Source organism: Candidatus Zixiibacteriota bacterium, assembly GCA_016933955.1.
GTDB lineage: Bacteria > Zixibacteria > MSB-5A5 > GN15 > PGXB01 > JAFGTT01.
In genome coordinates, this window is record JAFGTT010000015.1 from 119,639 (window position 1) to 133,094 (window position 13,456).

The window sequence follows — 13,456 nt, forward strand, 5'->3', positions numbered from 1 at the left end:
TTTCCTGAATCAACATATAAAATGTGAGGCCTGAAGTCCCTCCTGTTGTCATTTCCCTAAAGGACATATCGGCATTATTAATTATAATATTGCGTCTTGTCCATTATTTGCACAGACTGATAGAAAAAAAACCGCCGGAGGGTAATCCCCCGGCGGCCTTTAAGTTCTTATGTAACTTAAGGTATACTACAATTTGGCGGCTACGGCCCGGGCCATATCAAGGGTTCCGGAACTTCCCCCCATATCATAAGTGCGGACCTTGCCTTCCTTGATAACTTCGGCTATGGCGCCTTCCAGATTTTCGGCCTTATCGGTTTCTTCCAGCCAATCAAGCATCATCTTGACCGTCAGCAACATCGCCATCGGATTGACTTTGTATTTCCCGGCATATTTCGGGGCTGATCCGTGAGTCGGTTCAAAGACGGCATAATTGTCCCCGATATTACCGGATGATGCGAATCCCAGTCCGCCGACCAGTTGGGCGCAAAGATCGGAAATAATATCACCGAACATATTCGATGTTACCAGAACCGAATAATCTCGTGGATTCTTGATCAGCCACATGCACATGGCGTCGATATTGGTTTCCCAGAGATCGATCACGGGATAGCTTTTGGCCACCTCGCGGGCTGTTCGAATCATCAAACCCGAAGTCTCCCGGATTACATTCGGTTTTTCGACCACCGTGACCGTCTTTCGACCCGTTTTTTGGGCATATTCGAAGGCATCCGTAACAATATTTCGGCAACCGGTTTTGGTGTTGATTCGAAGCGATATCGCCACTTCATTTCCCGGGTGTTTGTCGAATTTTTTCATTTTGGGATTGTGCTTTTTAATGGCCTCGCGAAGCTCATCTGGAAGCGGGAAAAACTCCACCCCCGAATAGAGATCCTCGGTATTTTCCCGGAAAACAACAATATCAATGCCTTCCTGATAATTAAGAGGATTTCCCATATAGGCCTTGCAAGGCCTGAGATTGGTACGGAGATTGAATTCCTGCCGCAGACGAACGATCGGAGAAGAATAAATCAGGCCTTTACCGCGTAATGCGGGAATCAATTCCGCTTCGGCCTCCTCTTTTGGCTTTGAAGTAATGGCGCCAAACAGTGCACAATCGGTATTTTTCAGAATGTTAATGGTTCGATCGGGTAACGGATTCGATTCCCGACACCAGAATTCCCAGCCAATATCAGCATGAACATATTCGGCGTCTAAAGCCAGTTTATCCAGAACGATTCTGGCCGCATCCATTACATCGATACCGACACCGTCTCCGGGCATCCAGGCAATTTTATACTTCGCCATCTAAACGTACTGCTCCTTTCTCTATATCTGAAAAGTCAGGTTGAACAAATGCGCATCAGAAAGTCCCTCTTTGTATGGCAAGAAGGCATAATCAATTCGAAGATTACGCCGGGCAAAGCCGAATCCGCCCGAGAAATTCTTCGTGTCATACCCGGTCCGATACCCGGCCCGGATATAAAAATTATTCGCGAAATTGTATTCCCCCCCCAGGTGAAGGTGGGTATCGTCATCAACATTGACAATATCCACCGCCCCGGTCAATCCGCGAAATAAATACGAAATTCCCGCCCGATAAGTGGTCGGAAGATCAAAGGCCTCATCGCGCAGCTGCATGGTTGATCCAAAGTTCAGAACCGCCAGTCCGATATTCAATCCCTCCTCCGGCTGCATCAACAACCCGAGATCGAAATTAAAAGCGGCATCATCATCGGTATCGATTTCTTCATACATCATTCCCAGCGAAAACCCGAAGATATAATTCTTTTCCAACTCGAAGGCGGCGCCCAGCTTGAACATGACATCGTGAGCATCGAAGGTAATAAAATCCGAGGTCGGACCCAGACGCCCTTCAAGATTGTCAACCGCGGCAAAATGGATTCCTGCCGAAATAGCCACGGCTCTCTTTTCAAAACTGATATATCCCGTTTCCATCCGGGTGTTTTCCCAGTATGAGTCATAGCCGAAGGAACCGGCCAGACCCTTGACTCCCCAGCGCGCGGCCGGATTGAAGGCGGCCGAATAGGGATCACCGGGAATCGAGGAAAAAGCCCCGCCCATTCCTACCGGCCGGGCCCCCGGTTCCACCGTCAGCATTTTAAGGCCGGCCGCGGCGTCCGAGTTTTGACCGAAAAACAAAATTATGAGCAGGCACAACAGAGAATAAAAAAATATCTTCATCATCCAAACCTCAGAATATCAAACCAAAACTGAATATGTGATCATCGCCCTCGCCCACCCGGTCATTGGAAAAAGCGTAATTTATCGAAAGAAAGGTTTTTTCAAAAGCAAAATTAAATCCGGCGCCGGCTGTAAAGGTCCCGTCATCGAGACCGGTCCGGAGAGTTAATTTGTCATTTAATTCATATTCCCCGCCGAATTGAAAAACCGCTTCCGAAACCGTTTCTCTATCAGTTGTCTGGGTTTCTCCATCATCCACCGGATAATCCATCCGTTTCAGAAGAATATCCATATCGGCCGCCAGAAGCAGTTTCCCTTGTAAAATCCGCCCGGCCAGACCCAGACCGATATCGATCGGAAAATCATCCGTCTTGGTGGCCCCCAGGCCTTCCGTATTGGAATCCCATTTATACCGCCCAGCCAGATTGCTTATAACCAGGCCCAGTGTCAGATCGGATAAATATTTCGTATAACCGGCCTCATAACCGGACAGAGAATCCACATATAAAATCGCCCCCAGATTGAATCCGACCGAATTGGCTTTGATATCACCAATGCTCTTATGCAGATAACTGAGTTTTGTTCCCAACCCCAGCCAGGGAATAAAACGTTTGGCAAAGGTCAAACCGAAAACATGTTCCTCTGATGAAATCGTCGAGCCCGTCAGAAAACCGCTGTTGTCGCGTCGTTCCACCTCGCCGTAACCGGTATAAAGCCAGCTGAACGCCAGCGCTGATTCCAGGCGGGTCGGGAAACCGATCGAGAGATAGCCGAGTTTGCGGCCCAACTTCATGGCCCGATATGAACTGGCGAAATTATTGGCCGTGATGGTTTGAAGCCCGGCCGGATTATGAAGCTGACTGTAACCATCATTTGATACCGCTATATGAGCCCCGCCCATACCGGTGGCCCGGGCATCAACCGGAACCTTTAAAAAGACTCCGTTGTAGCCACCCTCGGCGGCCAGAACCGGCAGGTAACCCAGTATCAGCAGTATGAAAATTGTTGAATTTTTTAGTTTTTTCATATTCATAATCCTATGGTATTATGGCCAGTTTTCCCCATCGTTCTTCACCGGATGGGAGTGTTATCTTGAAATAGTAAATTCCTGTCGCGACATAATGCCCATCCTCATTAACGCCATTCCAGACATCCTCATTCTCTTTTATTCCGGCCGTTTTGTATTCATTGTCGGTAACTCTCTTCACCAGGTTCATGGCAAAATCATAGACCTCAACCGTAACATTCCCGGCCGAAGGGACATTGTAATGGAATTTTATCTGCGTCTGGCGCGAATCGGCATAGGAATAAGGAACCGGGAATGCATAAACCACACTTGAACTGTCATACACCCGGTATATTTCCCAGTTATTGGTGCCGAATTGATCCAGAGCGATTCGCGCCGCTCCTTCGGCTGTTCCGACCCAGAGGGTATCCCCGATCACGCGCGCCGCCAGGACTTCCGCGGCCGGATCAATTGTGTATGCAATCGTATTATCCCCGGTAACCAAATCTCCGCTGATCATGATCTCCTGCCAGGTCACCCCGGTATCGGCCGAATAAAGCAGACCCTGCGAGGTAGCCGCGAAAACTTCCGGTCCATTGAAATCAAAATTCCAGCAATTAACATCGGCAATCGGAATATGCCATTCCAATCCGTCAAGCGTCCCATAACATATGGCATTATATCCCGAATCGGTCGGATGGGTCGATGCCCAGACGCGGCTTTTACCGTCGGCAAGCGGCTGAACCGCCAAAACATTGACGAAATTGCCGCTTATGTTGTCACTCGGATAAGTATAATAGGTTACCTTGTCAAAGCGCGTCGGGTCATTATTCGGTTTTATCAGATGCCAGCGAAGAACGGCCGAACCGGGATATGATACGCCATAACCGGAATCGGCCCCGATGTATATGGTATCGTTCCAGATCAGTAAACTCCGGAAATCCTGATTATCAAAATTTATGGTTTGAGTGGTACTGTCCTTGATATTGTTGCCGTCCATCGAATACCAGAAGGCCCGGTTGGGCGATTGCGTGAATCTGTCCCGGCCAACGATAAAAATTACGGCATTGTCGAATCCGATATCATACTGCGGCGACCCCGTCGGGAACCCGGATAGATTCTGCGGCGTCCCCCACCCCGATCCATCATCAACCGCATAGTGCACCGAATTGATTCCTTCCACCGGATCCAGCGGATGATTCAATGTCCAGACAACCTTGGAATCCACCTCTCCCAGCGAATCCAGAATTGTCTGCACGGCGATTCGATATACCTGACCACCGCTGCTGTCACTGTCCACAAAAGTATGATTTTCCCGCGAGACGACCTCGCCCAGATCGTCGAATTCTATGCGCACCACTCCGGAATCCGTTCCGACCCAAAGGGTGGCCGAATCGGCGGCCACAGAATTGACCGTGTTACGCCCATTGGCGGCCGTCGTGTCAGCCGGATCGGTATAAATTTTTTGCCAGGTTTCACCGGTATCGGCCGACATATACAAACCGGCTTCCCGGGCGGCCATGAAGAGGAATGAACGGGCGGAGGAAAACTCCGCCGGGTATTTGTTTTCGCCGATAACATCATCAAGACCGGTAAAACCAGTCAGGAAATCTTCACCGTCATTATCCGAAACCGCCAGTCCGGTTCCGACTCCGCCCGCCGAATCAAGCGTTCCCGCAAATACACGGCCCCCGAAAACATGGACCGAAGCTACCGCGGCCCCCGGTAAACCATCATCGATAAATGAGGTTCGTGAAACCCGGTTGGTCAGACTTCCTTCGTCCTCGAAAAACTTAATCCGGGTAATTCCGGAATCACCGGCGATATAGATAAAGCTATCGGCCGCGGCGATATCATAAATTCGATGTGATGTCAGTTTCTCGCGCGCGGGCGCGAATATAAATCTTTTAATTCCGGCGGCCGTTCCCGTCCAAAGCAGAAGCGAATCTCCATGCAAACTGTCAATCGCCGCCGCGAAATGAAGATTACTATACTGGGTCGGATAAACCGAATCCAGCAGCGTGGCATAAATATTCCTCCAGTTGGACCCTCCGTCAAAACTGGCAATCAATCCTCCGGCCCATGAAGCACAGAACATCAGGCTGTCGATCCCGACAATGTCCCAGAGAGTACATTGGTACCCGTAGGTGTTGGGTACCATCATCGTATCCCAGGTCAGGCCCTCATCGGATGAATAGGCCATCCCATCGGCAAAAGCGTAAAGGTAATCGGCCTCATAATGATTAAGAGCCAGCCAGATAACATTACCCGAGGAATACATGGCGGAAATATCCTGGCTAACCAAACCATTGGAGGTATCATAGCGATTCCATCCGGATTCATCGAAATAAGAAAACGATACACCCCGGCCGGTGGCCAGCCAGACAGCGTTCTTGTGGGTAATAATATCGCCGACCCAGTTATCCGACAGACCCCTCCCGAAATGAGGTTCATCCAGGGTGTTCAGCATAAGGGCCGAGAGTGTCCCGGGAATAAACAATAAAAGGCCAATTAGGATAATTTTTTTCACGCGTCTCTCCTAAAAAAAATAGCCCGGAGCCTAAGAATAAGCACGGCTATTAGTTGGGCTTAAAATCATGCAATCTTATATAAATGGTTTGCTCAGTCGTTATCAATAATCTCTAAGCGTCACCTCCAAAATTGAAAAATACTCTTTTCGACCGTGAAGTCAAGCATAATTGATAAACTTATTGTTTCAATATGTTAAACATTTCAATCCCTTTTCGGTTCCCGTTTTTGGCTCTTAAGATTAATAAAATCAGCCACTTATCTGAATTTAAAAACGCCGATGTTTTTCCGGTGTCATCCCCGTCGAAAATGTCCGACGGGTCAAATACGCCATCCTTTCAGGAATTTGTTTGACAAATCGTGCCAGCAGGCGTTTCTTGTAATAACCGTAATTAAATCTTGCACTTGAGGTCAGGGCATGAAAAGAATACTTCCGCTGTTGATATTAACTGTTTTTGCCGGAATCGCCATAATTGGCATTATTCCGGGTTGCGATGAACTGATAACCAATGAATACTACGACACCATCGCCGACACTGTCACCCTGATGGACAGCAGTTGTGTTAAAATGTGTCACTCTGACTTTAACACTGATATGGAAGCGGCTCTGCGCCAGTGGCATAATTCCCCCCACGCCCTGGCCGTGCTGACCGACGATACCGCTATGGGGCTTGAGGCCGCCGACTGCGGGGCCCGGTGTCATTCCCATGAAGGTTTCGTCAAATCCTTGAGTAATATTTCCGGTTCGGTTGACTTTCCAACTCCAATCAACTGCTTCACCTGCCATAAACCCCATACCCAACCATATGATTTTTCCCTTCGTGACTCCAGCGAAATAACGCTGGCCGATGGGTCTTCCATTTACAACCTCAACCAATCCAATATCTGCGCCCGCTGTCATCAATCTCTGGTCGATAAGTTGAGTTCTATTACCAATAATATGCTGATCGGCGAAACCTGGGATTCCCTGGTTTATCATGGCTGGGCCGACGCCGAAATGATTATCGGAACCGGAGGCTATGAATACAATATTGTAACCTATGAACATTCCGGGCATGATGCCGCCGTCAATGGCTGTGTTACCTGCCATCAGGAAAAGGCCGAGGGCTTCATGCTGGGCGGACACAGTCTGAATATCCGGGATATGAGCAATCCGGATATTATCCTGCTGGAGGCCTGTAATGGAACCGGGTGCCATGCCACCGCACCGCTTTCGACCGACACTATTAATGCTCTTCAGGCCTACGTCCTCTCCAAACTCGATACCCTGGAACAGCAATTGCTCGACGATGACATGCTTTTGATTTTGGGAGATATAGTAATTCCAAATCCTGATATGATCTTCCAGACTGCTGACTCAGCCGGAGCCCTGTATAATTATTTCTATATTAAAAACGACCGCAGTAGCGGTATGCATGATTTCGTTTATGATACTCTCCTGTTGGAATCCTCGATTAAATATCTCCGGGGCGATTACACCCCATGAGAATTAATAGATAAAAAAAGGCCGCTCCCTGCGGGGCGGCCTTTTTTATAATCCGATAATTTCTATCTATTGGCTTCAAATTTGGCCGTCAGGGCCGGGACTATTTCAAACAGGTCCCCGACAATACCATAGGTGGCAATATTGAAAATCGGCGCATCCTTGTCGCGGTTGACCGCCACAATGGTCTTGGAAGTTTGCATTCCAACCAGATGCTGAATCGCCCCGGAAATACCCAGCGCAAAATACAGCTTGGGATTGACCGTTTTCCCGGTCTGGCCCACCTGGTGTGAATATTCAATCCAACCGGCATCGACAATGGCTCTGGAAGCCCCAAGCGCGGCCCCCAGAGAATCGGCCAGCTTTTTAGCCAGAGGAAGATTCTCAGTCCCTCTTATACCGCGACCGGCGGCCACAATAATATCCGCCTCGGTCAAACTGATCGACTGACCTGAGGCCGCCACCATCTCCTTTACAGTCATCTTCGATTCCCCGCCTGCCGATGAGACTGTCTCGGTAACAACTTCGCCGTTGCCATCCTTCGATTCATCCATAACTTTGGGACGCAGAGTGGCAAAAAACATTTTCCCGGGATCGGATCCCGTCAGATCAAAGATAACATTTCCGCCATAAGCCGGCCGCGTAATTACCACCGAATCGCCCTCGACCTTGATATCGGTTATATCCGACGCCATTGCGCCGTCATTCATGGCCGCCAGACGGCTGACCAGAGCTTTCCCGTAAAATGAAGCCAGCCCGATAACCACCCGGGGCTGATATTTTTTAATCAGTTCCGATATAATGCGGGCATAAATCTCATCATTATAATATTTCAGACTCGGGTGCGATACAGCCAGGACTTTTCCCCCGCCACGGAAGGCCAGATCGGCCGCCATAGAATCGGCCTTCTCGGCCAAGCAGGCAGTCAGGATTTCCCCGCCCATTTTTTTTGCGGCGGCCAGCAACTCATAACTGACATTTGAAAGAACCCCATCTTTTTGTTGCGCAATCGTCAGGACCTTAATACTCATCTTTTATCCTTCCTCTATTATAAATGCTTTTATTCCAATCCCTGTTTTCCGTAAAGGATTTTCTGATCATATTGTTGTCCGGAAATATAACAGAGCCGACAGCCCTCATCAACATTTTTTCCAAACATTTATGGGGAATCGGGTGATATGAGCGCGTCATTATTCGGGGCGGACATATCAATACGGGCCAGATATTCTCTGAAAATATTTTCGATCTGCGACAGATCCAGAACCTGCATTAATTTCCGGCGCAACTCAGCCCCATCGGGAAATCCTTTGGAATACCAGGCCAGATGCTTTCTCATTTTCAGAGCTCCCCCCTTCTGGCCATAACAGGCGACCATCAGCCGCGCATGCTCCAAGGCCATGGCCGCTTTACTGGCCGGATCCAGTTCCGGCAGAATCCGCCCTTCTTCCAGGTAGGTGTTAATAATCTTAAAAACATGGGGATTCTTCATGGCCGCCCGTCCGATCATGACAAAATCACAACCGGTGCCATCCAGCAATTGACGGGCATCAAAAGGTGTCACGACATCGCCATTGCCGATGACCGGAATAGTCAGCTCCCGCTTCAACAGAGCGATTTTCGACCAGTCCGATCTGGTACTGTAATCATGGGCGCGGCTTCGGGCATGCAACGTAACCGCCGCGACTCCTATTTTTTCGGCTTGCCGGCCGATTTCAAGATACACATCATCTGAGGCTTCCCAGCCCGTTCGCATTTTTATCGTAACCGGAACCCGGGCATTTTCGACAGCCGCAACCATGAGTTCTACCGAAAGCTGTAAATTCTTTAGAAGAGCCGCCCCGCCGTTTTTTTTGGTTACTTTCTTGACCGGACAGCCGAGATTTAGATCAATCAGGTCCGGATGGAATTCGGCCACTTTCCTGACAGCTGAGGCCAACAATTCCGGCTTTGACCCAAACAATTGAACCCCAATAGGATACTCATCTTTGGAAATATCTATCATCTGAAGGGTCTTCTCCTGATTCATGGCCACTGCATCGGCCGAAATCATTTCCGTATAACACAATGCCGCCCCATACTTCCGCGCCAGCAACCTGAAGGGGCGGTTGGATATACCGGCCAGAGGAGCCAAGAGGAGTTTTCCCTTTAGGATCAAGTTTCCTATAGTCATGCCGACAATATAATTAAGCCAATTTTTTATAGCAAGGCTGTTAACAAGAATCTGGGATTGCAGTCATTGTGACCGTTATTTTACTGATAATAATGTAATTTTGTAGCATATTGAAAGGAGTCCCGTATGCCGGAGATTATAGTCAAATACGAGGACAAAATCATTGAGCGGATTGTATCGGAGAAAAAACGTATTACCATCGGACGTACCAGCGATAACGATATTACTCTTGAAAACCGGGGTGTCTCTCGTCGGCATGCTCAGATTGAGTTTAATGATAATGCGGCCGTCATTATCGATAACGAATCACTAAACGGGACCTTTGTCAACAATCGGCGTATCACCGAAGAAATCCTGCGCGACAATGATGAAATTGTGATCGGTAAATATACTCTGGTCTATCACAGTGAAAACAGCCGGGAGGAATCAGGCGCCCATCTTGATGGAACCATGGTCCTTAAAACTAAAAAACAAAATGACCTGGTCCAGCGCGATAAGTATGAAAAAGAGCTTGTCCATCGCATGGGCGGCTCCCTGTTGCTGGGTGAGGAGAATGTCGATTTCTCGGAATACCAGATTGACCATGCCATCACCACCATCGGTAAAGCGAAATTCGTTCATGTTCATGCCAAAGGTTTCCTTCTTTCAGGAATCCAGGCCAAAATCGTCCGTGAACAGGAGCAGTTCATGATTGTCAATTTGGGGCGTAAGGGAAAAACCAAAGTCAACGGAGAAGAAATCAGCCGCCAGACTCTGAAAAACGGGGATATTGTCCAGATCGGCAAATCGGTTTTCAGATTTGTGGAAGGACGATAAGTCAATGAAAGTCGCTTTGATATCGGATGTCCATGGAAACCTGGAGGCACTCGAAAGCGTCCTTCGTGACATGGAAAAACAGGGTGTTGAAAAAATACATTTTCTCGGTGATTCCGTTGGCTACGGGGCCAATCCCAACGAATGTGTCCGCCTGATCGACAAGCACTGCGATATCAAACTTCTGGGAAACCATGATTACGCCGCGATGGGATTGGAATCGACGGAGAATTTCAACCAGCTCGCTCAGGCTTCAATCGATTGGACCCAGGCGGAAATTAAACCGAAGACCATCACCATACTTTCGGACTTCGAAATGGAAGCGGTTTTTCTCGATTATTATCTTGTCCATTCATCACCGGGACATCCTGAAAAATGGCGATATATCTTGAACAGCGAACATGCCGCTGTCTCATTCAACGATTTTTCAGAATCAATCTGTTTCGTCGGGCACTCACATTTGCCGACTTATTTCGAATTGGATTCGGACGGCAAGGTTCTCCAGAGAACCAAAGAAAAGCTGGAATGTGATAAAAACCGACGTTACATAGTGAATATAGGTTCGGTCGGCCAACCGCGCGACAATGATCCCAGAGCCGGTTATGTTATTATCGAGACAGAGATTAGCCTGATTGAATACCGAAGGGTGGAATATAACATTAAAAAGACCCAGGAAAAAATGCGGAAAGCGAATCTACCCGATTTTCTTATTGATCGCCTGACCAGCGGCGTGTGAAAGGCAAAAAATGCTTCAGAAATATTCCTCATACGTGTTGTGCTTCCTGATTGCCATCTTTGTGGTGACTCTGTATGTAAATAATTTCTCGCCCCTGGTGCGGCTTGAATGGAAAATACAGGACCTGTTGTACTCCTTCCGAGGGGACGACAATTTCTCCCAGGATATCGTTCAGATTGAAATCGATGAACCGACTTTACGGGAGTACGGCGAATGGCCATGGCATCGCGACCGCCTTGCCGATTTGGTGGCCGCTGTGGGGAGCGGGGAACCCAGAGTTATTCTCCTGGATATCCTCTTCGAAGCGGATACCCATGAGGACACCTCCGGCTATACCGCCATTCTGGCCGGACAATTATCCTGGATAAAAAACATGATTCTACCTTATGAAATCAGTCCGGCGGAATTTATGAACACCCGGATGTCGAATCCCAAATATCTTTATCAGTCATCGATTCAGGTCAACAACGAACTCGGAGTTCTGGACGAAAACGCTACCTTGATGGCCCATAAGGTCTTTTTACCGCCCGATATTTTATGCGAATATGCCAGCGGGCTGGGTTTCAAACACAGTATTTTCGACAAAGACCGAAAAGTCCGATGGGAACCGATGGCCATGTACTATGATGGATATTATTATCCATCGGTATCCCTGCTGACTGCAGCAACCTATCTGGGAATACCTCCATCATCAATTAAGATCTACGGCGGCGAATATATTCAGATGGGCGGTATTCAAATACCGATCAACAACCATGCTGAATTTTTCATTAATTATAATAAACCGGGGCGTTCATTCAACCGAATCTCGGCCGTCGACCTTCTGGCTGATCACGTAAAACCGAACGAATTGAAGGACAAACTGGCCATAATCTCGATTACCTCCGAATATATATCCGATTTTTATCGGACTCCGGTTTCCGATAACCTTGCGGCGGCCGAAAAAACAGCCAATGTAATTGAAAATATAATTCACTCCAATTTTATCAGTCGATACGATTCGTCGCCCATGCGGGACACTCTCCTTCTGATTGGACTGGGACTGCTGTTTGCATTCATACTGCCCCGCGTTTCGATCATGTATCGTCTGATTATTCTCCTGGCATCGCTCTTTATCCTGGCCAATCTGAATTTTGTCCTTTTCAACTCCTATAAAATCCTGACGCCATCGCTGTACTTCTGCCTGGAACTGGCTTTCCTGCTTCTGGCATCGCCGTTTCTCGATGAAGGATTTCTGGCCAGATTATCCAGTCTGCGTATCAGTATCGGCGATAAATCCGACGCCGCCCGTTTGCCCAAGGTGGACCTGTCCGAGGCCAATATGGCCCCTGTAGCCGAGCCGATATCAAAGCCAAAAAACCGGCAGGAGAAACCTGCCAGAATCTTTGAAACAAAGACTGCCCATTATGATATTCCTTCCGCGACAGCCGCACCAAATACAGTCGGAGTCATGAGTTCAGCCGCCATGGAAACAAGAATAGATAAGCCTGAAACAGATCATTTGGAGACAGCGGCACCGGCGACCATCGAATCCGAATTAGCCGTCGAGCAACCGGACGAACCGGTTCCTGCCGAAGAGAAAGGGAGCGGCGGATACGCGCCTCTGGAAGAATCTGAAAAAAGTGCAACGATTGATAGCCGGATCAATTTCGGCTCGGATAGTAATCCGATAAGAAATCTGGGACGATACAAAATCGTCGGCAATCTGGGTAAAGGTGCGATGGGCATGGTTTACAAAGGCACTGACCCGGCCATCAATCGCAATGTTGCCCTGAAAACTATCCGCCTGGATTTTGTCAATGATCCCGAAGAACTGGAAGAACTCAAGGAACGGCTGTTCCGCGAGGCCCGAGCCGCCGGAAATCTCTCGCATCCGAATATTGTAACGATATATGATGTCGGCAACGAAGGCAACCTGCAGTATATCGCCATGGAATATCTGGAAGGCCAGACGTTGGAAGAAATGATTCGGCGTAAGGCCAAATTTAATTTCCGGATTATCTCTCAAATAATCACTCAGATCTGCAGCGCTCTTGATTACGCCCATAATCAGGGCATAGTCCATCGCGATATCAAACCGGCCAATATTATGGTCCTGAAGGATTATCAGATAAAAGTCATGGATTTCGGTATTGCCCGAGTCGATTCCTCATCCATGACCCGAACCGGAATTGCCATGGGGACTCCCAACTATATTTCGCCGGAGCAATTGCAGGGCAAACCCGTTGATCGCCGCTGCGATATTTTCAGCCTCGGTGTGGTTATGTACGAAATGCTGTTACAGCGACGCCCGTTCCGGGGGGAAAATCTGACCGCCCTCATTTATGATATCGTCAACAAAAATCCCGAAACGCCGTCGAGCGTCAACAATTCCATACCGCACATTTTTGACAGGATTATTGACAAAGCCCTGAAGAAAAATCCCGCTGAAAGATTCCAGACGGCCAAAGAAGTCTCCACCGCACTGGCCGACTTCCTGGAGTCATTTGCTTCCAAACGGACGACTATGGTTTAAGG

Annotated in this window: 10 protein-coding genes; 4 read left to right on the forward strand and 6 right to left on the reverse strand. The window is 48.4% G+C overall.

Annotated features, from left to right (window positions below):
* Window positions 1-186: 186 nt before the first annotated feature.
* The 4 genes from JXQ28_05480 to JXQ28_05495 are packed head-to-tail and all read right to left on the reverse strand — an operon-like array spanning window position 187 to window position 5,738.
* Entirely contained in the window at window positions 187-1,305 is a 1,119-nt protein-coding gene (locus JXQ28_05480) for an isocitrate/isopropylmalate dehydrogenase family protein (GenBank protein MBN2277179.1), read from the reverse strand.
* Between the two features lie 21 nt (window positions 1,306-1,326).
* Window positions 1,327-2,205, reverse strand: coding sequence for a PorV/PorQ family protein (locus tag JXQ28_05485; GenBank protein MBN2277180.1), 879 nt, complete (start codon window positions 2,203-2,205; stop codon window positions 1,327-1,329).
* A gap of 7 nt (window positions 2,206-2,212) precedes the next feature.
* Window positions 2,213-3,229, reverse strand: a complete 1,017-nt coding sequence (locus JXQ28_05490; GenBank protein ID MBN2277181.1) for a PorV/PorQ family protein — start codon at window positions 3,227-3,229, stop codon at window positions 2,213-2,215.
* A gap of 10 nt (window positions 3,230-3,239) precedes the next feature.
* Window positions 3,240-5,738, reverse strand: coding sequence for a hypothetical protein (locus JXQ28_05495; GenBank protein MBN2277182.1), 2,499 nt, complete (start codon window positions 5,736-5,738; stop codon window positions 3,240-3,242).
* A gap of 417 nt (window positions 5,739-6,155) precedes the next feature.
* Between JXQ28_05495 and JXQ28_05500 the strand changes: the two genes are divergently transcribed.
* Window positions 6,156-7,223: a hypothetical protein gene (locus tag JXQ28_05500; GenBank protein ID MBN2277183.1), complete on the forward strand. Its 1,068-nt coding sequence runs from the start codon at window positions 6,156-6,158 to the stop codon at window positions 7,221-7,223.
* Between the two features lie 62 nt (window positions 7,224-7,285).
* Here the strand turns inward: JXQ28_05500 and JXQ28_05505 are convergent, their stop codons facing one another.
* Window positions 7,286-8,251: an electron transfer flavoprotein subunit alpha/FixB family protein gene (locus JXQ28_05505; GenBank protein ID MBN2277184.1), complete on the reverse strand. Its 966-nt coding sequence runs from the start codon at window positions 8,249-8,251 to the stop codon at window positions 7,286-7,288.
* Between the two features lie 128 nt (window positions 8,252-8,379).
* Window positions 8,380-9,351 carry a tRNA dihydrouridine synthase DusB gene (gene dusB, locus JXQ28_05510; protein MBN2277185.1) on the reverse strand — a complete coding sequence of 324 codons (972 nt, stop codon included), beginning with the start codon at window positions 9,349-9,351 and terminating at the stop codon, window positions 8,380-8,382.
* Between the two features lie 165 nt (window positions 9,352-9,516).
* Here dusB and JXQ28_05515 point away from each other — a divergent pair, with 165 nt between their 5' ends.
* Genes JXQ28_05515 through JXQ28_05525 form a run of 3 tightly spaced genes read left to right on the forward strand, consistent with a single transcriptional unit; the run spans window position 9,517 to window position 13,454 of the window.
* Entirely contained in the window at window positions 9,517-10,206 is a 690-nt protein-coding gene (locus tag JXQ28_05515) for an FHA domain-containing protein (GenBank protein MBN2277186.1), read from the forward strand.
* A 4-nt stretch (window positions 10,207-10,210) separates the two neighbouring features.
* Window positions 10,211-10,939, forward strand: coding sequence for a metallophosphoesterase family protein (locus tag JXQ28_05520; protein MBN2277187.1), 729 nt, complete (start codon window positions 10,211-10,213; stop codon window positions 10,937-10,939).
* Window positions 10,940-10,949: 10 nt separating this feature from the next.
* Window positions 10,950-13,454, forward strand: coding sequence for a CHASE2 domain-containing protein (locus JXQ28_05525; GenBank protein MBN2277188.1), 2,505 nt, complete (start codon window positions 10,950-10,952; stop codon window positions 13,452-13,454).
* Window positions 13,455-13,456 lie beyond the last annotated feature (2 nt).